19 protein-coding genes are annotated in these 19,889 nt (G+C 60.6%); 11 read left to right on the top strand and 8 right to left on the bottom strand.

Going from position 1 to position 19,889, the window contains the following annotated elements; all coding sequences use genetic code 11:
- The first annotated feature begins 32 nt into the window (after nt 1-32).
- Entirely contained in the window at nt 33-1,655 is a 1,623-nt protein-coding gene (locus tag PGR6_RS16435; RefSeq protein WP_018929750.1) for an MFS transporter, read from the top strand.
- 66 nt (nt 1,656-1,721) lie between these two features.
- Here the strand turns inward: PGR6_RS16435 and PGR6_RS16440 are convergent, their stop codons facing one another.
- Nucleotides 1,722-2,084, bottom strand: coding sequence for a DUF427 domain-containing protein (locus PGR6_RS16440; RefSeq protein ID WP_018929751.1), 363 nt, complete (start codon nt 2,082-2,084; stop codon nt 1,722-1,724).
- 231 nt (nt 2,085-2,315) lie between these two features.
- Between PGR6_RS16440 and PGR6_RS16445 the strand changes: the two genes are divergently transcribed.
- The 4 genes from PGR6_RS16445 (at nt 2,316) to PGR6_RS16460 (ending at nt 6,189) form a co-directional block, all read left to right on the top strand.
- Nucleotides 2,316-4,265 carry a DNA topoisomerase III gene (locus PGR6_RS16445; protein ID WP_064618348.1) on the top strand — a complete coding sequence of 650 codons (1,950 nt, stop codon included), beginning with the start codon at nt 2,316-2,318 and terminating at the stop codon, nt 4,263-4,265.
- A gap of 62 nt (nt 4,266-4,327) precedes the next feature.
- Entirely contained in the window at nt 4,328-4,867 is a 540-nt protein-coding gene (locus PGR6_RS16450; RefSeq protein ID WP_018929753.1) for a GNAT family N-acetyltransferase, read from the top strand.
- A gap of 537 nt (nt 4,868-5,404) precedes the next feature.
- Nucleotides 5,405-5,734, top strand: coding sequence for a hypothetical protein (locus PGR6_RS16455; protein WP_018929754.1), 330 nt, complete (start codon nt 5,405-5,407; stop codon nt 5,732-5,734).
- Nucleotides 5,735-5,886: 152 nt separating this feature from the next.
- The gene (locus PGR6_RS16460; protein ID WP_018929755.1) at nt 5,887-6,189 is read left to right on the top strand and encodes a hypothetical protein; all 303 of its coding nucleotides are present in this window, start codon (nt 5,887-5,889) and stop codon (nt 6,187-6,189) included.
- 1 nt (nt 6,190) lies between these two features.
- On the opposite strand, the gene cynR is transcribed toward PGR6_RS16460, so the two are convergent.
- Entirely contained in the window at nt 6,191-7,075 is an 885-nt protein-coding gene (gene cynR, locus PGR6_RS16465) for a transcriptional regulator CynR (RefSeq protein WP_064618350.1), read from the bottom strand.
- Nucleotides 7,076-7,193: 118 nt separating this feature from the next.
- On the opposite strand from cynR, the gene cynS reads away from it, so the two are divergent.
- Nucleotides 7,194-7,661 (top strand): cyanase, encoded by a 468-nt coding sequence (gene cynS / locus PGR6_RS16470; RefSeq protein ID WP_018929757.1) that lies wholly within the window; start codon nt 7,194-7,196, stop codon nt 7,659-7,661.
- 206 nt (nt 7,662-7,867) lie between these two features.
- Nucleotides 7,868-8,527, top strand: coding sequence for a carbonic anhydrase (locus PGR6_RS16475; protein ID WP_064618352.1), 660 nt, complete (start codon nt 7,868-7,870; stop codon nt 8,525-8,527).
- A 118-nt stretch (nt 8,528-8,645) separates the two neighbouring features.
- On the opposite strand, the gene PGR6_RS29460 is transcribed toward PGR6_RS16475, so the two are convergent.
- The 4 genes from PGR6_RS29460 to glsB form a co-directional block, all read right to left on the bottom strand.
- A complete protein-coding gene (locus PGR6_RS29460) occupies nt 8,646-8,996 on the bottom strand; it encodes a BON domain-containing protein (protein WP_081625598.1) in 351 nt (116 codons plus the stop codon).
- A gap of 245 nt (nt 8,997-9,241) precedes the next feature.
- A complete protein-coding gene (locus PGR6_RS16485; RefSeq protein WP_064618355.1) occupies nt 9,242-10,744 on the bottom strand; it encodes an aldehyde dehydrogenase family protein in 1,503 nt (500 codons plus the stop codon).
- 83 nt (nt 10,745-10,827) lie between these two features.
- Nucleotides 10,828-11,946, bottom strand: a complete 1,119-nt coding sequence (locus tag PGR6_RS16490) for a DUF3616 domain-containing protein (RefSeq protein ID WP_064618358.1) — start codon at nt 11,944-11,946, stop codon at nt 10,828-10,830.
- 89 nt (nt 11,947-12,035) lie between these two features.
- The gene (gene glsB, locus PGR6_RS16495) at nt 12,036-12,944 is read right to left on the bottom strand and encodes a glutaminase B (protein WP_018929762.1); all 909 of its coding nucleotides are present in this window, start codon (nt 12,942-12,944) and stop codon (nt 12,036-12,038) included.
- A 228-nt stretch (nt 12,945-13,172) separates the two neighbouring features.
- Between glsB and PGR6_RS16500 the strand changes: the two genes are divergently transcribed.
- The 4 genes from PGR6_RS16500 (at nt 13,173) to PGR6_RS16515 (ending at nt 16,531) form a co-directional block, all read left to right on the top strand.
- On the top strand, nt 13,173-13,814 hold the full coding sequence (locus tag PGR6_RS16500; RefSeq protein WP_064618360.1) for a ferric reductase-like transmembrane domain-containing protein: 642 nt from the start codon (nt 13,173-13,175) through the stop codon (nt 13,812-13,814).
- A 214-nt stretch (nt 13,815-14,028) separates the two neighbouring features.
- Nucleotides 14,029-14,544, top strand: a complete 516-nt coding sequence (locus PGR6_RS16505; protein ID WP_018929764.1) for an HvfX family Cu-binding RiPP maturation protein — start codon at nt 14,029-14,031, stop codon at nt 14,542-14,544.
- A 47-nt stretch (nt 14,545-14,591) separates the two neighbouring features.
- Nucleotides 14,592-15,290: a dienelactone hydrolase family protein gene (locus PGR6_RS16510; protein WP_064618362.1), complete on the top strand. Its 699-nt coding sequence runs from the start codon at nt 14,592-14,594 to the stop codon at nt 15,288-15,290.
- Nucleotides 15,291-15,343: 53 nt separating this feature from the next.
- Nucleotides 15,344-16,531 carry an MFS transporter gene (locus PGR6_RS16515; RefSeq protein ID WP_064618364.1) on the top strand — a complete coding sequence of 396 codons (1,188 nt, stop codon included), beginning with the start codon at nt 15,344-15,346 and terminating at the stop codon, nt 16,529-16,531.
- Here the strand turns inward: PGR6_RS16515 and metC are convergent.
- Together metC and PGR6_RS16525 are read right to left on the bottom strand one after the other, a co-directional pair.
- Nucleotides 16,528-19,287: a cystathionine beta-lyase gene (gene metC / locus PGR6_RS16520; RefSeq protein ID WP_064618366.1), complete on the bottom strand. Its 2,760-nt coding sequence runs from the start codon at nt 19,285-19,287 to the stop codon at nt 16,528-16,530. The two genes, PGR6_RS16515 and metC, sit on opposite strands and share 4 nt — an antisense overlap.
- Entirely contained in the window at nt 19,284-19,880 is a 597-nt protein-coding gene (locus PGR6_RS16525) for a hypothetical protein (protein ID WP_064618368.1), read from the bottom strand. Before PGR6_RS16525 ends, metC begins: the two co-directional genes overlap by 4 nt.
- Nucleotides 19,881-19,889: the final 9 nt, after the last annotated feature.

The raw sequence follows: 19,889 nt of genomic DNA on the forward strand, positions 1-19,889 counted from the left end.
CAACAAAAACAATCACTGTGAGGGATACCGATATGTCAGAACATGTTCAGCCCCTGGAAGCCGTCCGCAGCGCGGGCACCAGTCAGGAAACCCAGAAAGTCATCTTCGCCTCGTCCCTGGGGACGGTGTTCGAGTGGTACGACTTTTTCCTCTACGGCGCCCTCGCGGCGGTCATCAGCAAACAGTTCTTCGCCGGGGTCAACGACACCACGGCGTTCATTTTCGCGCTGATGGCCTTCGCCGCCGGCTTCATCGTGCGCCCGTTCGGTGCGTTGGTGTTCGGACGGTTGGGGGACATGATCGGGCGTAAATACACGTTCCTCGCGACCATCGTCCTCATGGGCCTGGCGACTTTCTGCGTCGGTTTGCTGCCGACTTACGCGAGCATCGGCATCGCCGCGCCGATCATCCTCGTGGTGCTGCGCATGCTCCAGGGCCTGGCGCTGGGTGGTGAGTACGGCGGCGCTGCCACTTACGTCGCCGAACACGCACCGATCGGCAAGCGCGGCTTCCACACCAGCTGGATTCAATCCACCGCCACCCTCGGCTTGCTGCTGTCGCTGCTGGTGGTGCTGGGCTGCCGTTACTTCACCGGCGACCAGTTCGAAGTCTGGGGCTGGCGCATTCCGTTTCTGTTTTCGATCGTGCTGCTGGGCATTTCCACCTGGATTCGCCTGAGCCTGCACGAGTCGCCTGCGTTCGTGAAAATGAAAGAGGAAGGCAAACTCTGCAAGTCGCCGCTGCGCGACTCCTTCGGCAAATGGGAAAACCTTAAAGTGGTGCTGATCGCCCTGTTCAGCATCAACGCCGGGCAAGCGGTGACCTTCTATGCCGCGCAGTTCTACGTGCTGTTCTTCCTCACGCAGTTCCTGAAAATGGACCCGGCCCTGGCCAACAGTCTGCTGATTGTCAGCGTGATCATTGGCGCACCGTTCTTCATTTTCTTCGGCTGGCTGTCGGATAAAGTCGGGCGCAAACCGGTGCTGATGATCGGCCTGCTGCTGGCGACTGCACTGTACTTTCCGATCTTCAAGTCCATCGCCCACTACGCCAACCCGGCCATCGACCAGGCCAGCCGTCAGGCACCTATCACCGTGCTGGCCGACCCGGCCACCTGCACCTTCCAGTTCGACCCGGTGGGCAAGGCGAAATTTGATAGCCCGTGCGACAAGGTCAAAACCTTCCTGGTCAAACAGGGCCTGCCCTACAGCAGCGAAGCGGCCCCGACCGGCAGCGGTGTGCAGGTGAGCGTCGGTGACGTGAAGCTCGACGGCTTTGACGAAGCGGCCCTGCGTGGCGCAGTGACCCTGGCCGGGTATCCGTCAAAAGCCGACATCCAGCTGATCAATAAACCGATGATCGTGGTGTTGATCGTCGCGCTGATCATCATCTCCGCCATGTGCTACGGCCCGCTGGCGGCGCTGATGGTCGAACTGTTCCCGACCCGCATTCGCTACACCTCGATGTCCCTGCCCTATCACATCGGCAACGGCTGGTTTGGTGGTTTCCTGCCGACGGTGTCGTTTGCCCTGGTGGTGTACACCGGGGACATCTTTTACGGGTTGTGGTACCCGGTGGTGATTACCGGGGTGAGCCTGGTGGTGGGGATGATGTGTTTGCGCGAGACGAAGAACGTGGATCTCGATAAAAACTGAGCGCTAACGGGAGGTTAGTTTGTGGCGAGGGTGCAAGCCCCCTCGCCACAAAATGTTTTCTGCACATCAGGTCTTGAGCACCTCAAACGTCACTTCGTCAGGATAGAACGCCACATACCCGCCAATCTGCGCAACCGACACCTTGGGGTGCTCATAACTCCATACCGCATTGGCACCTTCATGCCCGGGGATCTGCAGGCTGTAATAGCTGGCATCGCCCTTGTACGGGCAATAGCTGGTGTGGTCGGTGCGGGCGAAATACTGTTCGGCGATGTCCTCCCGCGGGATGTAGTACACCGGAGGATAATTGGTCTCATGCATGACCAGCGCCCGAGTGGACGACGCCACTTGAATGCCATGGAACTTCACCACCACGCAGCCGGGTTGGGGGACGATGGAGATGGGACTACCGGCACCTGGGACTTTCATGAAGTAGGTTCCTCTGTTGCTGTTGTGCGGTTTCCGCGCCCCAACAGGTATACCCCATGTTCTGGTATCGCGAGTACTTCGCAGCCGAACGGAGCGTGCTTCAGTCGCTGGATTGACCGCTGTCATCAAACGCAACAGCTCAAGCTGTACATCCATACAGATAAAGATTGCTCCATCGCTCATCAACCGCCATTCTGTGCACCTCTCGAACACTGATCGATGATGGTGGTTATGCGGCTGTACCTCTGTGAAAAACCTTCCCAGGCCAAAGATATCGCGGCCGTGCTCGGCGCCAGGCGTCGAGGCGACGGCTGCTGGCTGGGAACGGACGTCACGGTGACCTGGTGCATCGGCCACCTGCTGGAAACCGCGCCGCCGGATGCCTACGACGCGCGTTACAAGCGCTGGGTGCTGGCGGATCTGCCGATCATTCCCGAAAAATGGAAAATGACCGTCAAGCCGCGCACGGCCAGCCAGTACAAGGCAGTCAAACGCCTGCTCGGCGAGGCCAGTGAACTGGTGATTGCCACCGACGCCGACCGTGAGGGCGAGATGATCGCCCGGGAACTGGTGGAACATTGCCGTTATCGCGGGCCGATCCAGCGGCTGTGGTTGTCGGCCCTGGACGATGCATCGATCCGCAAGGCGCTGGCGGCGCTCAAGCCCGGGGCCGAGACGTTCAGCCTCTATCATTCGGCGTTGGGGCGCTCCCGGGCCGACTGGTTGATCGGGATGAACATGAGTCGGCTGTTCACCCTGCTGGGGCGTCAGTCCGGCTATCAGGGCGTGTTGCCGGTCGGTCGGGTGCAGACGCCGACTTTGCGCCTGGTGGTGGATCGCGACCGCAGCATTGCCGATTTCGTCCCGGTGGCCTACTGGGCCATCGACGTGCAACTGCTGCACGATGGCACTGCGTTCACTGCCCAGTGGCGCGCGGCGTCCGATGCTTGTGACGATCAGGATCGCTGCCTGAACCAGGCGCTGGCCCAGCAGGCGGCTGCAGCCATTGGCAATGCGGCGAGCGCTCGGGTGATCAAGCTACGTACCGAGCGCATGCGCGAAGTCGCGCCGCTGCCGTTCGACCTGGGCACCTTGCAGGAAGTCTGCTCGAAAAAACTCGGGCTCGGCGCCCAGGAAACCCTCGATATCGCCCAGGCCCTGTATGAAACCCATAAAGTCATCACCTACCCGCGCAGCGACTGCGGCTACCTGCCCCTGAGTCAGCACAGCGAAGCGCCGGGTATTCTGGCGGCGCTCCGGCAAGCCGATCCGGCCCTGAACGCCTTGCACGATTATCTGGAGCCGCAACGCCGATCGCGGGCCTGGAACGATGCCAAGGTCAGCGCGCACCACGGCATCATTCCGACCGCCGCGGCGAAGAATCTCGATCGACTGGTGGGCAAGCAACGGGCGGTCTACACCCTGATTCGTGCGCGTTACCTGGCGCAGTTCCTGCCCAATCATGAGTACGACCGCACCCAGGCCGACTTCGACTGCGCCGGTGAAGCCTTGCGCGCCGTGGGCAAGCAGATTGCCGAGCCCGGCTGGAAACGCGCCCTGCCCGAAGCCCTCGCGCCCGCCAAGGGCCGCGAAGCACCGGCACCGCAAACACTGCCGACACTGGCCGAAGGGCGTGACTGCGCGGTGGCCGACGTGAAGCTCAAGGACCTCTGGACCCAGCCGCCCAAGCCATTCACCGAAGGCGATCTGATCAAGGCAATGAAGAACGTTGCCAAACTGGTGGAAGATCCGCTGCTCAAGCAAAAGCTCAAGGACACCACTGGCATCGGCACCGAAGCCACACGCGCCTCGATCATCCAGGGCCTGTTGGATCGTGGTTATCTGATCAAGAACGGCAAGGCCCTGGCCGCGACGCCGGCGGCTTTCAGCCTGATCGATGCGGTGCCGCGAGCGATTGCCGACCCCGGCACCACGGCAATCTGGGAACAGGCGCTGGACATGGTGCAGAGCGGTGAAATGAGCCTGGAAGAATTCGTCACTAAACAGGCCGCGTGGATGAGCAAGCAAGTGGCACGCTGCGCCGGCCTGAACCTGACCATCAGCGGGCCGGCAAGCCCGGCCGGGCGTGGCGCCACACCGTGGAAAAACAAACGCAAACCCGCCAAACGCAAGCCTTCGACTGGAACCAAGCGCGCGGCGAAACCGGCGGGCAAGGTTTGAGGGCAGCGAATCGAAATGGTCTAGTGTTCTTCAATGTCAGTTAAGACACCGAAGGTACGACCATGGCGACAATCAGGAGCCAGCCCTCGATAGAACTGCACGCCGCCCAGCGCGACGAACTGGAAACCATCGAAAACCTGATGCAGTTCTACATGTACGATTTCAGCGAATGGCTGCCGCTGAAGCTCGGGGAACATGGTTTCTTCAACATCCAGCCCAGACTGGACTACTGGCGCAACCCGGCAACCCGGCCGTTTCTGATCAAGGTCGACGGCGAGCTGGCAGGGTTCGTGACCGTGGATAACGAAACCCATATCGTCGGCGCCGAGTACAACATCGGCTACTTTTTTGTCAGTCGACGCTTTCGTGGCCAAGGTGTCGCGAAGTTTGTCGTCTCTGCCCTCTTGAGCCGCTTCCCCGGTCAATGGCAGATTTTCCACATCGATGCCAACCAGCCTGCGCGGCTGTTCTGGGCCAGGGTGATGCCCGATCTCACGGCCGGAGTGTTCACCGTGCATCAGCTGCCGATCGACGGTTATCCATGCACCGTTTACCGCTTTGAAAGATCGCAGCCCTCGGCAACGCCTACGGGGCCGGGGTAAGCGCTGCCGAAGATTCCAAACGGTGGCCACGCTGACTTTCTAATTCCAAAACCACTTTGTCCGACAATATGTAGTGAACAAAAATAATCACTACAAAACCGTTGACGCCTCCGATTTGCCCTTGCATGATGCAGACGTCTCCCCGATCGGGAGTACAGGCAACACGTTTGAGCAAGTTCGTCTGACCGCCGAGCTGTTTTTCCCGGATACACGCTGCCCACAAGGCAGATTGAAGAAGCTGACCTGGCCTGAACGTCCAGTACAAGGGCGAGAAACGCTAGCGATCAATCCTCATGAAGCTTGTGGCCGACCCTGAAAACGTCGGCAGTGGCCTCCAGGTTTTCGCTGCTTCTCTTCGTTGTGACGCTATTGCGTAGCAGTTATTCAACACGACTACATGCAACAGATGCGCGACCCCGTCGTATTGACGGTCGACCGCTGACGTCCTGGTTTCGGTGCCAGGGATCAACTAACCGATGGGCTACCTGTATTAGCGAATCAACTTTGAAAGATCACCAAATGGTCAAGGGGCTTACAATGAATCTGAACAATCAACCTACTATCGATGAACTGGCTCGTTTGTTCGCTGCGCAAAAAGACAGCCATGACAGCCATATTCTGTGGATCAGCAAATCGGGCCAGGTCCATATCGACTGCCTGTCGCCCCATGCCCACGAAGAAGAGTTCGACAAGAACAACCAGAACCTGCTGGCCCGCATGAAGATGTACCGTCGCGGCCAGGGCTATGTCGGCAAGAAAGCCGCGGCCGACAAGGACTTCATCGGTAATGTGCTGCAAACGCTGACACAGGCGTGGGCCTCGCTGCAGAACCAGAATGAAGTTCGGGTGATTGATCGGTTGTACTGATCTCTCCCAAACACAAGAAGGCCCCGCTCGTTTTATCGAGCGGGGCCTTTTTTATTCGTCACCGTCTGCACCTCTGACTTTGCACCGGGTCAAAAGAACAGGGCTATGGTTAACAGTGCGCTGGACATCGGTTTATCCGCTGGAGGTCTGCGATGAAAACAACCCTGACATTCATGCTATTGGCATTGGCGAGTGCAGCCCATGCGAACAGTCTCCCCGGCATTCCCGCCTTCGATGTGGACTGTCCCGGGAAAATCATGGTCCACGCCGACCAGGATGGTCCGGTGATGATCAACAGCAAAGAAGCCCAGACCAAAATGATCAATGATCGCCTTTTCGAGGCCAAGGGGCCGGATGTGACGATCTCGATCAGCATCGCGGATGACGACACGGTAGCCGTGACCTATACCAGCAAGAAAGGCGGCAATGGCATCTGCCAGTCGGTGGATGATTGATTCACACGCTGGTGCTGCCGGCCATCACCAGGTTCGCGAACGCCACAGACGCGGCACTGTGATAGTTGTTCTTCCTGCGCAGCAATGCCGCGTCGCGCCGGGGTGCCTCGCCCTGTAATTCAATTCGGCGCAATGCCCGTTCCGCCGTGGCGATGGGCTCCGGGAGGATGGTGGCCATCGGCGTGTGGCGAATGACCTCCAGCAACGTACTCACCGAATTCACCTCGATCGTCACCTTGGGCGTGATGTTCTGCTGCCGAAAATACTCGTCGACTGAGGATCGGGTGATGAAGTCCGGCGTCAGCAACGCGAATTCCAATTGCGCCATCTCCTTGGGTGATAGCGGGATCTGCCGTTCGTACAACGGATGACGGTGCCCGACCACCACACCCAGAGTCTCGACAAACGCCGGCACGCACTCGATATCCGGGCTCCTCACCGGGGTGAAGGCAATGGCAATGTCCAGCGAGTCATCAAGCAACCCCGTCTCGATGTCATCCATCGACAACTCGAAAATCTGCAGATGGATGTTCGGAAACTTCGCCGCGTAATCGCGCACCAGCGGCCCCACCAGATACGCCATGAACGTTGGCGTCATGGCCAGTCGCAAGGTGCCGCGAGACAAGTCCTTCACATCATGCAGCGCGCGTTTGCCCGCTTCCAGTTCCACCAGCACCCGCCGGGCGCATTCGATATAGGCCTGCCCCGCGTCGGTCGCTCTGACCGTGCGCGAGGTACGGTCGAACAGGCTGACACCCAGGGTTTCCTCCAGTTGCCGGATCTGCTGGGACAGCGTCGGTTGGGAGACGTGCAGCGCCTCGGCGGCACGGGTGAAGCCGCCGTGGTCGGCGACCGCCAGCAGGTAGCGCAAATGTCGGAGCAGCATGGGGCTCATCATCTATAGGCAGGACTTATGCAAAGCATTGTATATCGATCTTGGACGCTATGGATCAATCAACCGAAGATGGCTCCACTTTCCAGCCACAACCGATAGGAGTCACACCATGCAACAGTCCCACGCTTACCAGGACACCAGTCTGGCCCTGACCACTTCGATCCTCGATGCCAAGGCGCGCAAGAATTTGTCCTGGCAGGATCTGACTGACGGCACCGGCCTGGGTCTGGCCTACGTCACCGCCGCCCTGCTCGGTCAGCATCCACTGCCGGAAGCCGCCGCCAGAGTAATCGGCGAAAAACTCGAGCTGGACGCCGACTCCGTGGCCCGCCTGCAAATCATCCCGCTGCGCGGCAGCCTGTCGGGTGTTCCGACCGACCCGACCATCTACCGTTTCTACGAAATGATCCAGATCTACGGCACCACGCTCAAAGCCCTGGTTCACGAGCAGTTCGGCGACGGCATCATCAGCGCGATCAACTTCAAGCTGGACCTGAAAAAGGTCGAAGACCCGGAAGGCGGCTCCCGCGCCGTGATTACCCTGGACGGCAAGTTCCTGCCGCTGCGTCCGTTCTAAGTAACTGGCCACCTTTAGCAAGCGATACCCCGTAGCAGCTGCCGAGCCTGCGAGGCTGCGTTCGGCTGCGAAGCAGTCGTGAAATCAAGCAGCGCGGTCTTTCAGGTAGACCGTGTGCACCGGGTTTACGACGGCTCCGCCGCCGAACGCAGCCTCGCAGGCTCGGCAGCTGCTACGCCCCCTCATTCATTGCAAGGAGGTCCGCCATGAAAGCGCTCATCGAAGGTTTATTGAAGTTTCAGAAAGAAGCGTTTGCGCAACGTACCGACCTGTTCAAACACCTGGCCACCGCCCAGCATCCCGGCACCTTGTTCATCACCTGTTCCGACAGCCGCGTGGTACCGGAACTGCTGACCCAGCAAGAACCCGGCGAACTGTTCGTGGTGCGCAACGCCGGCAATATCGTGCCCTCTTACAGCCCGCATCCGGGCGGCGTATCGGCCACGGTGGAATATGCGGTCGCGGTATTGGGCGTGACAGACATCGTGATCTGCGGGCATTCGGACTGTGGCGCCATGACCGCCATTGCCCAGTGCAAATGCATGGATCACCTGCCCGCCGTCAGCGGCTGGTTGCAGCACGCCGAGTCGGCCAAGGTGATCAACGAAGCCCGCCCTCATGCCAGCGACGCGGCCAAGGTCAGTTCGATGGTGCGGGAAAACGTCATCGCCCAACTGGCGAATATCCAGACCCACCCGAGCGTGCGCCTGGCCCTGGAAAAAGGCCTGTTGAACCTGCATGGCTGGGTCTATGACATCGAAACCGGCTCGGTCGATGCCCTGGATGCCGGCAGTCACAGCTTCGTGTCGCTGGCCGAACACCCCGGCACTTGCGCCGTGCACGGCAAAACGGTCGAAGCCGCCTGAAGGTGTCGACCGCACAAGCTGCACCAGGCTTGGCGCAGCGTTACAAAGTGGACAGGCGCGCTACTGCGCCCGTCCTCGTTTCCCGGCCGGGGATGTGCCACTCACACGATCGCCCTTGTTATTTGTCGTCCGTCTTGGCTGACGATTGTGGCCGACGTTCAGGTGTGTCTTCAGCGTTGGGCGCTTCTGGAAAACTGCCTGGGGTGAACACATGAGTGAGCAATTCGCTGGCATCGATATTGACGACACCAGGAACCGAACGGGCCAGTGCAACAGCGTGCTCACACTGTCTATGGGTATTGACGCGACCGCTCAATGCCACCGCACCCGCATGGGTTTTGACATGGACATTCAGGCCAAGAGTGGTATCGGCCAAGGCCAGGGCCGACTTTACCCGGGTGGTAATCCACGTGTCGTGAACGACCGTTTCCAGACCATGGGAGTAATGTTGGAAGTCATGAAGTTTCATGGCGCAATCCTCTCACACGTAATCAGATGCGCTGTCCGTCCCCGCGCGGGCACGGACACACAATAAGTATAGTGCGTGCCGTTGCCTGCGGTCAGAGGGCTGTCCCTGATGCCGGTAAGTTAATAAGAGCGACGAAATTCCTGTGGGAGCGTGGCTTGCCCGCGAAGAGGGAGTGTCAGTCAACATTGATGTCGCCTGACACACCGCTTTCGCGGGCAAGCCACGCTCCCACAGGTTTGCGCGTCTCAGCGTTTGACCGACAGACTCGTCTGGGTCATGCGGCTGCGAATCGTGAACACGCCATCACCCGAGAGAATCGCGCTGCGCGCAAACAGGCGACCGCTCTCCCAGTTCGAAAGCCCCAGTTCCGGCTTGTTCAGCGCGTACTGTCCGTCGACCCAGCGGGTGATCCCGTTGCCGACAAAAGGCGCGTTGACCGCGTTGTAGAAACGCGCCTGCGCCTGGGCATCTTCACTGATCAGCGACACGGTGAATTGCGGGCTGTAGCGGTTGAACAAGGCAATGGCCTGATCCAGATCGTCGACGATCTTCAGGCTGACTTCCGGGGTTTCTTCCCATTCCCACTCGCGGCCCAATTGGTCCTCGGGCAGCGGTTCGGCCTGTGCTTCGGTCTGATAGCCTTCGGCGCGGTACACCTCGACGCTCGCGGTGCGCCAATCGCTCGGCAAATGCTGCTCGCTGCCCTCGACGATGTGCAGTTTGCAGCCCTGGCCCCGCGCGGTGCCGGCCTGTTGCAGTGCATCGAGAAACAGCGGCACCAGTTCGGCTGCTCGGTCGCGGTGGATCAGGCAAACGTTCAAGGTGTTGCAGACTTTGCGGTCCAGCGAATTGCGCACCACGGCGGCGAAGCGCTGGGCATCGGCATCTTTATTCGCGATCAGCCAGGCGCCACCGGTGCCATGCAGGCTGACGGCGGTGCCGGCCTGTTGCGCGATGCTGCCCAACTGGCTGACCGCATGCCCCGAACCACGGGCCACGGCCAGCGACAGGCGCCGGTCGGCGAACATTGCCCAGCCGGCGGCGTGATTGACACTTTCGACCAGCGACACTGCACCGCTCGGCAACCCGGCATCGGCCAGTGCCGGATTCAGTGCATGGGTGACGATGGCCTGGGCGGTGCCCAACGCGTCGCTGCCAATGCGCAGCACCGCAGTGTTACCGGTACGCAATACACCGGCGGCGTCGGCGAAGACATTCGGCCGGCCTTCGAACACAAAAGCGACGATGCCCAGCGGCGAAACCACCTGCTCGACTTTCCAGCCGTCGTGCTCGACGCAGCTCACGACTTGGCCGCGGGTGGCCGGTGCATCGCGCCAGGCCCGCAGGCCGGCAATCATGTCGCGGCGCATGCGCTCATCGGCCAGCAATCTTGTGGTGGAACGCCCGCGCGCCTTGGCCCGCTCGATGTCGGCCAGGTTGGCGGCTGCAATCAAGGCCCAGCATTCCGGGGTTTCCAGGCGTTGCGCGAAGCGATCGAAGAACTCGCTGATGGCGTGATCCGAAACGCTGGACATTGCGGCAAACGCCGCCTCGGCGCGCTCGATGGCGACCGTCGCCGCCTGCTGATCCGCCACCGGGATCAGCAACAACTCGCCGCTGACCTGCTCCACCAGCAGATGGTCGCCGGGCTGAAAGCGCGCCGCCAGTTCGGGGCTGACGACCGTGACACGATTACCGGCAAATGGGATCGGCGTGCCAGCGACTAGACGTTCGAGCGCAAGAGACATGAAGCGGTTTCACCATGCAGGGGGGCGGTCGGAAAATGTATAGGAAAATCCGTGGAGCGTCATTCACCGGGACGCGGTGGAGGTTACTTTTTCGCAAGTCGAAATACGTCCTGCTCCAGTCCATTGCTACCCTGTTTACGCTTGTCCGAATTCACGTCATAAACCACCAGCAACAAGGGCTCTTCTACGCCTTCGGTGCCGATAAAGGTCATCCCTTCGGCATGATCGCAGCCTTTATCTTCTCCTTGCCCGTAAGGAACCTCCAGGACCGACGTCAATTGTTCGCTGAAAACGAAACCTTCACCTGCTGGCCTGGCGCCGTCGTGCCATCGAAATACAGTAACGGGCCCGTCGAGGTCCATCGTCGGTCCAGCCAGGATCAACATATCGTCACCATCGAGGCATAAGTCCCTGACGCCGAGCCCATTCAGCTGGAAGAAATGCTTTCGATACTTTCGCCCACCCGGCCCGATTTTCTTCAGCCTCAGTGTATGAGCAAGCTTGGGGTGGTCTTCGGGTTCGACCTCCAGAATGATTGCCCATCCCCGCAGCACAGGCCCTCGCAACCCGATAAAAACACGCTTGCCATTGACCTCGAGGCCTTCGGTATCGAACCCGTTGTCCTTGCTGGGAATGTGCAGGAATACCCCGACATGTTCGTCGTCCTTGAGTTCATCGAGCAATTCGTTACCCAGTTGATTGCCGGCCAATTGAGCGGCGACTCGATCATCGCTGGCGGTGCTCTTCACCAAAGTGAACGTCCCGTTTTCTTCGACCAGAGGAATCCGGGCCAGGAGAAAACGATTGCCATCACGGCTGACAATGGCCAGACGTTCAGCGTTTTTCTTCAGGGACTTGGTGCTATCGGGCTTTTTCCGTTTCAGGCTGTGAGAGCCCACGATCCAGAGATACCCTGTGTCGCGGTCGTAGCTCATGCCCTCCAGGTCGGCTTCAACGTCTTCTTTGCCAATGTCCGGCATGACCGGCAGCGTCAACAGGGATGCCAACGGGAACCGCTTCTGCTGATCAAACAGAAATTGGCCCGGGCTGGCGCGCTCGCGCTGGGTGAAACGTTCAAGGCTCAAGGATTCATCATTGGCGACCCACAGGGTATTACCGACCTGCACCACGGCAGACAACCCGTCGCGCAAATGAGCGTCCGCCTCATTGAAGACGAGAAGCGCGGAACCGAACTTCATCATGGATTCACCCGCGCCTCCACCCGATCGGGTGAGCAGTCAAAAGATCTACTTCACGTTAGCGACCACCCGGTGCAAGTCAAGGAGCGCCATCAGAACACCGACCAGCCAATCCGCTGACTCAACAACTCCAGCGCCGCCATGCCCGCGAGCGAGTTACCGGCGGCGTTCAATTCCGGGGACCAGACGCACACCGTGAATTGCCCCGGCACCACCGCGACGATGCCCCCGCCCACGCCGCTCTTGCCCGGCAGACCGACGCGATAGGCAAAGTTGCCCGCTTCGTCGTACAGCCCGCTGGTGGCCATGATCGAGTTGACTTGTTGGGTCTGGCGGGCGCTGAGGATCTGTGCGCCGCTGTGTTTGCAGAAGCCGTCGTTGGCCAGGAAGCAGAACGCCCGGGCGAGGTCCACGCAACTCATGCGCAGCGCGCAATGGCTGAAGTAGCTGCGCAGCACCGCCTCGACATCGTTATGGAAGTTGCCGAACGACTGCATCAGATACGCCATGGCCGCGTTACGCGCGCGGTGCTGGTATTCGGATTCGGCGACCTTGCCGTCCACCATGATGTTCGGGTTGCCGGACAAGCGCCGGACAAAATCGCGCATCGACAATGCCGGCGCTGCAAAGCGCGATTGATTGATGTCGCAGATCACCAGCGCACCGGCATTGATGAAGGGATTGCGCGGGCGCCCGCGCTCGAATTCCAGCTGCACCAGCGAGTTGAACGGCTGGCCCGACGGCTCGTGGCCCAGGCGTTCCCATATCGCTTCGCCGGAGTGTTCGATGGCCTGCACCAGGCTGAACACCTTGGAAATACTCTGCACCGAGAACGGCGTGTCGGCGTCCCCCGCGCAAAACAACTCGCCGTCATTGCCATAGACGGCAATGCCCAATTGATTGCCCGGTACCTCGCCGAGGGCGGGAATGTAGTCAGCCACTTTGCCCTGACCGATCAACGGTCGGACTGCGTCAAGGATCTCGTTCAACAGCGCTTGCATGCCGGGTTCCGAAGTCTCGCCCCATGGGATTGCGGGGACACTGTCGCTAGACGCCGCTGGACGGCGCTGAATCACAGTTTTGTACGCGAATGTATCTGTCGCGGCCCGGGATACACCAACTTGCACCGGGCGGTCTTTCAGACATATCGCCAATACAGCTGATTGCAACACTTCTGTCGTCCGCTGACCACCGGTAAACCGGGTCGGCCCTTGCTCAGGAGTGTTGTCATGATGACCCAAGTCCCCCGTTACCATGGTTGGTCGCTGTTTGGCCTGCTGGCCATGCTGGTGCTGTTGATGACCGGCCTGATTCTGCTGCTCAACCCCGATCTGGTGGAAGCCACCCGCAGCGCCATTCGCGCCACCGCACGCACTTCGTTTGCGCTGTTTCTCGCCGCGTTCACTGCATCGGCCCTGGCGGTGCTGGTGCCCTCGCCTTTCAGCCACTCGCTGGTGCGTGAACGACGCTTCATCGGCCTGGCCTTCGCGTTTTCCCATCTGGTCCACGCCATTCTGATCTACAGCTACGGCCAACTGAACCCCGAGTTCTGGCCCGGTCGCACCACCGTCGGCAATATTCCGGGTTCGGTCGGTTACCTGTTCATTCTGTTGATGGCATTGACCTCATTCAAAACCACGGCGCGCCTGATCGGCCCCAAAGTCTGGAAAGCCCTGCACACCTGCGGCATGTGGGTGATCGCGGCGGTGTTCGCCTTTTCCAACTTCAAACGCATCCCACTGAGCGCCTGGTACGTCCTGCCGTTCGGCCTGATGTTTTCGGCGATTGTCATTCGGCTGCTGGGCACGATTGCGCAGAAGTACAAACGTAGCCTGCCCCGCGCCTATCCCCTGACCAACAACACCCCGTAGCAGCTCTGCGCTCGCTGTAGCAGCTGTCGAGCCTGCGAGGCTGCGTTCGGCTGCGCAGCAGTCGTGAATTCGACTAACGCGGTCAGCCTGACGCACCGCAACGTCAGGCTGTACGACTGCTTCGCAGCCGAACGCAGCCTCGCGCTGCTCGGCAGCTGCTACAGCGGCTACGGGTGATTGCCTGCCAACGATCAAACTCACGGAGATCAAACCCATGAACACTTCCCTTTCATCAGCCGTCAAAGGCCTGCACCTGAACCTCGACCGCGTCGGCAACTGGATCGCGCCCCTCACCCTGCGGCTGTTTCTGGCCTGGGAGTTTTTCGAGTCTGGCCTGGAAAAATGGAACGGCCAGAACTGGTTCGCGGACATCCAGGACCGCTTCCCGTTTCCCTTCAACCACGTTCCCGCCACGCTGAACTGGGAACTGGCGATGTGGGCCGAGCTGATCTGCGCCCTTACCTTACTGGCAGGCCTCGGGACACGGCTCTCGGCGATTATTCTCGTGGTGGTCACGGTCGTCGCGACCGCTGCCGTCCACTGGCCAGCCGATTGGTCTACATTGAGTGAACTTGCCCAGGGTTATGCCATCAGCAACAAGGGCCACGGCAACTTCAAACTGCCGTTGATCTACCTCGTAGCCCTCATGCCGTTGTTGTTCTCGGGGGCCGGCAAACTCAGCATGGACGCGTTGTTGGCTCGACTCTTCTGGCGGCGCAGTCACCGCTGAGGCGCCAGCGTCTCGATACCCCATCCAACTTATGCAAAGGAGCCATCATGAGCGTAACCAGCCAATGGATCGAAATCAGCAGCCCCGAAGGCACCTTCGGCGCTTACCTGGCCATCCCCCACACCCGTAAAGGGCCGGGGATCGTGCTGATTCAGGAAATCTTCGGGGTCAACGAGCACATCCGCTCGGTCGCCGAGCAATACGCCGCCGATGGCTATCTGGTCATAGCGCCGGATCTGTTCTGGCGCCACGGCCACCGTATCGAACTGGGCTACGACGAAGCCGGCTGGAAACGCGCCGTCGAATTGATGAACGCCACCGACCGCTATAAAGCCCAGGCTGACATCAAACTGGCCATCGATACCCTGAAGACGCATACCGGGCTCGACGGCAGGATCGCCTCCATCGGTTACTGCTTCGGCGGCATGCTGTCGTACAACACCGCAGCCAACGGTTTCGTCGACGTGGCGATCGCCTATTACGGCGGCGGCATTCAGAACCAACTGGATCGGGCCAGTGAAATCAAGGTGCCGCTGCTGATGCACTTTGGCGAACAGGATAGCCACATCCCCATCGACGCCGTGAAGCAAATCGCCGAGCGTTTCGAGTTCAACGACGATGTCGATATCGAGGTGTATCCGGGGGCCGAACATGGTTTCAACTGCTCGCACCGTGACAGCTACAACCAACGGGCGGCGGCCGAGGCGCATGGCAATACGTTGATCTTTTTAAGTCAGAACCTTTGATAGCCGAGGTTGGCGCTATCAATACTCGATGAGTATTCAGCCCGGAAACCAGCATGGACAACCTAGCAAAACCCAGACCAGCCTCACTGCGTATCCCCTCCACGGTCTGGGCCCTGGGTTTTGTCAGCCTGTTCATGGACCTTTCGTCAGAGCTGGTGCACAGCCTGTTGCCGGTATTTCTGGTCACTACTTTAGGCGCTAGCGCACTCACCGTCGGGGTGATCGAAGGCATTGCCGAGGCGACGGCGATGGTGGTCAAGATATTCTCCGGCGCCATCAGCGACTTTATCGGCCGGCGTAAAGGCCTGCTGTTGATGGGCTACGGTCTGGCAGCGTTGTCGAAGCCGCTGTTTCCCCTCGCGCACTCGGTTGATGTGGTATTTACCGCGCGCTTTCTGGACCGCATCGGCAAAGGCATTCGTGGCGCGCCGCGCGATGCGCTGGTCGCCGATGTCGCCCCCGCCGAAATCCGTGGTGCCTGCTTCGGCTTACGCCAGTCGATGGACACCGTGGGGGCGATTCTGGGTCCGGTTCTGGCGATCGTGCTGATGCTCTGGCTCGGGCAGATCCATCTGGTGTTGTGGTTTGCGGTGATCCCGGCGGTGATATCGGTGGCGCTGATTGTCGGTGGCGTCAAAGAACCTGCCGATGTCGCCGGGAAACACACCTTTCGCTCGCCTATCCACTGGAAGGTTCTGCGGGAGTTTTCCCGTGGTTACTGGTGGGCGGTGATCGTCGGCGGGCTCTTCACGCTGGCCCGTTTCAGCGAGGCCTTTCTGGTCTTGAAAGCGCAGCAGACAGGCCTGACGGCCACTTGGGTGCCGATGGTGATGGTGGTCATGTCGCTGTTGTATGCGGTGTCGGCCTACCCTGCCGGCTGGTTGTCCGACCGGATCAGCCGCACCAAGTTGCTGTGTGTCGGCATGGGGCTGCTGATCCTGGCGGACCTGCTGCTGGCGCAAGCGGATTCAATCATGACCATGCTGGCGGGCGTAGCCCTGTGGGGCCTGCACATGGGCTTCAGCCAGGGCATTCTCGCGACGCTGATCGCCGACACTGCACCCGAGCATCTCAGGGGCACGGCCTTCGGCCTGTTCAATCTGATCAGCGGCGTGTGCCTGTTGATCGCCAGCGTACTGGCTGGCGCGCTATGGGAAACCTCGGGCTCCGCCAGCACTTTCATCGCCGGGGCGGTGCTGGCGGCTGCGGCGCTGGCGTTGCTCCTGTTGCGCAAGTCCTAGTCCTCGATCGCGGTGAACCCGCGTTGCAAATCCTCGATCAACGCGTCGACATCTTCCAGGCCAATGTGCAACCGCAGCACCGGGTTCAATGCGCGATCTGCCGCACTGTTGCGATCCTGGGTGTCGGCGACGGTGACCAGGCTTTCATAGCCGCCCCAGGACGCGCCCAGACCAAACACCTGCAACGCATCGATGAAGCGCTCTACATACGTAGCGTCGGCATCACGCAGTTCGAAGGACAGTAAGCCGTTACTGCCCGTGAAGTCCCGCCGCCACAGGGCATGATGGGGATGATCGGCCAGCGCCGGATGGAACACCCGTTTCACCTGCGGTTGCGCTTGTAGCCAATGAGCGATTTCCAGGGCCTGGCGTTCGTGCACCTCCAGGCGTGGCGCCAGGGTTCGGGCGCCGCGCAGCACCAGCCAGGCGTCGTCAGGGCTGACGGCGCTGCCAAAGGTGTCGCTCATGGACGCCAGCGGCTGCCAGACTTCTTGCCGGGTACAGACGCTGCCCATGACCACATCGCTGTGGCCGCACAGGTACTTGGTCAACGCCATGATCGAGATGTCCGCGCCCAGCGTCAGCGGCCGGTACAGGTAGCCCGAACCCCACGTGTTATCGACGGCCAGCAGGATGCCCCGTGGTTTGCACAGTGCGGCGATGGCCGGCAGGTCGCTGAGTTCATACAGCAGCGAGCCGGGCACTTCGGTGTAGACCATTTTTGTATTGGCTTGCAGTTGCCCTTGCAGGCCGCTGCCGTCAGGCGCGAAGTAGCCGACCTGGATGCCGAACGGCCCAAGCAGCTCCCGAGCCAGACGCCGCACGGGCGCATACACCGCGTCGGTGATCAGCACATGATCGCCGGGCCGCAGGTAGGCCAGGAACGTCTGCGCCACTGCCGCCAGCCCGGTGCCAAACAAGCGGGTGCGATAACCGCCTTCCAGCTCCGTCACCAGGTCTTCCAAGGCAAAAGCGGTCGGATTGCCCCGAGCGCCATAGCTCAGCACCCGCTCCCGGTCACGGCGAGCACGAGCATCGCGCATCTGCGCCAGGTTGTCGAACAGCACCGTGCTCAAACGAGTGACGGGCACGTTGACACCTCGACTGCCACTGCCCTTTTCGGTACGCGCCGCCTGCACCAGACGGGTACGCACCCGCGCATCACGAGTCGCTTGAGACGGCGCACGCAGCGGTTTGAGGCTGGCGATTTCGTCTGCGCTCATTTGCGCCAACAGGCCGATTTCCCAGGCCAGGTACTGACGCGCCGCGTCTTTGTTGCCGGCGTGGCGATCATGGGTAAAGAACAGAAAATCGATGCACTGCTGATCCGGCGGCGTGTTGGCATCCTCTTGCAACGCAAAACCCGCCTCGCGCCAGGCGTCAACACCGCCGCTCAACAGCCGGGTTTGTGCACGCTGAACGTCGGGCAATTCCAGCGCCGCGAAAGCGGCCAGTTGCGGGTCATCGGCCAGCAACACCAGAGCTCGCTGTTCACCGGCCACTTCACTTGCCAGCAACGAACGGATCGACCAGCGCGAACCGGCGATATGACCTTTGCGGAAGGTCATGCTCGGACGCAGGTCAATCAATGCTACCGCGTCATCCTTCAACTCATCGGCCAAGGCTTGTGCCGTGATGACCGGCAACGCTTCGTGTGCGGGCGTCTCATGCGTCGGCAACGCCAGACCGCTGCTCACCCCACCCTCCAGCACATAAGCTTCATGCCCCAACTGCCGCAGCCAACTGGCGACGATCGGCGCCCGTATACCATCGCTGTCGATCAGCACGAGCCGCGCCTGACGCACGCCGATGTACAGGTCGGTAGACTGAATCAACTGCCCACCCGGCGTGTGTTGCGCACCCGACAGACTGCCGGCGACAAACTCCTCGGCAGTGCGCACATCGCACAGAAACAAACTGCGTGCGGCCTCCTCGGCCCACTGCTCGACCTGCGCCGCCGTAACGGTGTTTACCCCGGCCCGTGCGGCCAGTTGTGCCGCGGCGAGGCGTTGTTGCGGCAAGGTCTTGGATGACACCTCATCGGCATAGCGGCGGGTGCTGCCATGTTCCAGCCGGAAATCTTCCAGGTACCAGCCCTGCGTACCGTTTTCCAAGGCGTAGACCGGATTCTTCAATCCCAGATTGATCAGGGTCTGGGCGCCAATAATGCTGCGGGTTCGACCGGCACAATTGACCACAATCGGCGTGCTATCGTCCGGCACCAGATCCTGTACGCGATAGCCCAGCTCGCCGTTCGGGCAGCAGACAGAACCGGGGATGGTCATCTTGCGGTATTCGTCGAACGGCCGACCGTCCAGCACCACCAGAGGCTCGCCCCGGGCTTGCCATTCAGCCAGCTGCCTGGCGGTGACATGCGGTGTATCACTGACCTCTTCCACCAACTCGCCAAAGGCTTTGGACGGCACATGCACACCCGCGAACAGTTGCAGGCCTGCCGCCTGCCAGGCATCGGCACCGCCGTCGAGAATATGCACGCGGCTGTACCCCAGCGCCTGCAAACGCCGAGCAGAGCGCACCGCGATGTCCCCGCCGTTCTGGTCATAGATCACCAGCCGCACCTGAGGATTCGGCGCCAGGCGTCGGACCTCCAGCTCCAGGCGACTGTAGGGCAGGTTCACCCCGTGAAACAGGTGGGCTTCGCCATATTGGCCATGCTCACGCACATCAAACAGGGCAATTTCCTGCCCGTCGAACAGCCATTGCTGCAGTTGCCCTGGGGTTACGGTCTGGCTCATGTGTAGGCCTTGATCGACGGCGCCATTTGCGAGGCGTTGTAATTGAGAATGCGCCCGTCGGCCTCGACCCCGTAACGGCCGTTGAGCGATTCCAGCGGCAAACCGTACAGGTGGAAATGCAGGGTCGGCTGCTCGCCTTCGACACGGATGCCATGCAGGTCTTCACCGAGAAACGAGATCGATGTGCCGGGTTGCACGATCACTTCCTTTTCCAGGTGCAACGTGGTGAACCCAGGCTCGCGGCCCTCGTCATCACGGGTGTAGACGTAATTGATTTCCTGACCTTCGATGGCGCTGATGATCGCCCAGGTTTCGTGGTTGTGCGGGATCGTACTTTTACCCGGCAGCAATGAGTTGAGGTACAGCGTCGGTGTGTCGCCATCGTCGTTGAGGCGGTAGCGGAACGCGGTGCTGCCCTGTCCCGGCACGGGCGCCGGGAACGCGTCGAAATTAAACAAATCACGGCGCTCGGCCAGGGTTTCGAGCAAGGCGACGATCTCCGTCAACGCGGCGCGGTCGACGCCACGCTGATGGATGACGCGGATTTTCTTGAGGAAATCCTCGATGACGGCGGCACGGTTATCGGTACTCATGAACAGACT

The organism is Pseudomonas sp. GR 6-02 (genome assembly GCF_001655615.1).
Lineage (GTDB): Bacteria > Pseudomonadota > Gammaproteobacteria > Pseudomonadales > Pseudomonadaceae > Aquipseudomonas.

Bases quoted from the DNA above. Each gene is read 5' to 3' on its own strand.
- PGR6_RS16440 (WP_018929751.1), bottom strand. From the start codon at position 2,084: ATGAAAGTCCCAGGTGCCGGTAGTCCCATCTCCATCGTCCCCCAACCC.
- PGR6_RS16485 (WP_064618355.1), bottom strand. From the start codon at position 10,744: ATGTCTCTTGCGCTCGAACGTCTAGTCGCTGGCACGCCGATCCCATTT.
- PGR6_RS16515 (WP_064618364.1), top strand. From the start codon at position 15,344: ATGGACAACCTAGCAAAACCCAGACCAGCCTCACTGCGTATCCCCTCC.
- PGR6_RS16435 (WP_018929750.1), top strand. From the start codon at position 33: ATGTCAGAACATGTTCAGCCCCTGGAAGCCGTCCGCAGCGCGGGCACC.
- PGR6_RS16445 (WP_064618348.1), top strand. From the start codon at position 2,316: ATGCGGCTGTACCTCTGTGAAAAACCTTCCCAGGCCAAAGATATCGCG.
- PGR6_RS16500 (WP_064618360.1), top strand. From the start codon at position 13,173: ATGATGACCCAAGTCCCCCGTTACCATGGTTGGTCGCTGTTTGGCCTG.
- PGR6_RS16490 (WP_064618358.1), bottom strand. From the start codon at position 11,946: ATGATGAAGTTCGGTTCCGCGCTTCTCGTCTTCAATGAGGCGGACGCT.
- metC (WP_064618366.1), bottom strand. From the start codon at position 19,287: ATGAGCCAGACCGTAACCCCAGGGCAACTGCAGCAATGGCTGTTCGAC.
- glsB (WP_018929762.1), bottom strand. From the start codon at position 12,944: ATGCAAGCGCTGTTGAACGAGATCCTTGACGCAGTCCGACCGTTGATC.
- PGR6_RS16450 (WP_018929753.1), top strand. From the start codon at position 4,328: ATGGCGACAATCAGGAGCCAGCCCTCGATAGAACTGCACGCCGCCCAG.
- cynR (WP_064618350.1), bottom strand. From the start codon at position 7,075: ATGCTGCTCCGACATTTGCGCTACCTGCTGGCGGTCGCCGACCACGGC.
- PGR6_RS29460 (WP_081625598.1), bottom strand. From the start codon at position 8,996: ATGAAACTTCATGACTTCCAACATTACTCCCATGGTCTGGAAACGGTC.
- PGR6_RS16455 (WP_018929754.1), top strand. From the start codon at position 5,405: ATGAATCTGAACAATCAACCTACTATCGATGAACTGGCTCGTTTGTTC.
- PGR6_RS16505 (WP_018929764.1), top strand. From the start codon at position 14,029: ATGAACACTTCCCTTTCATCAGCCGTCAAAGGCCTGCACCTGAACCTC.
- PGR6_RS16525 (WP_064618368.1), bottom strand. From the start codon at position 19,880: ATGAGTACCGATAACCGTGCCGCCGTCATCGAGGATTTCCTCAAGAAA.
- PGR6_RS16460 (WP_018929755.1), top strand. From the start codon at position 5,887: ATGAAAACAACCCTGACATTCATGCTATTGGCATTGGCGAGTGCAGCC.
- cynS (WP_018929757.1), top strand. From the start codon at position 7,194: ATGCAACAGTCCCACGCTTACCAGGACACCAGTCTGGCCCTGACCACT.
- PGR6_RS16475 (WP_064618352.1), top strand. From the start codon at position 7,868: ATGAAAGCGCTCATCGAAGGTTTATTGAAGTTTCAGAAAGAAGCGTTT.
- PGR6_RS16510 (WP_064618362.1), top strand. From the start codon at position 14,592: ATGAGCGTAACCAGCCAATGGATCGAAATCAGCAGCCCCGAAGGCACC.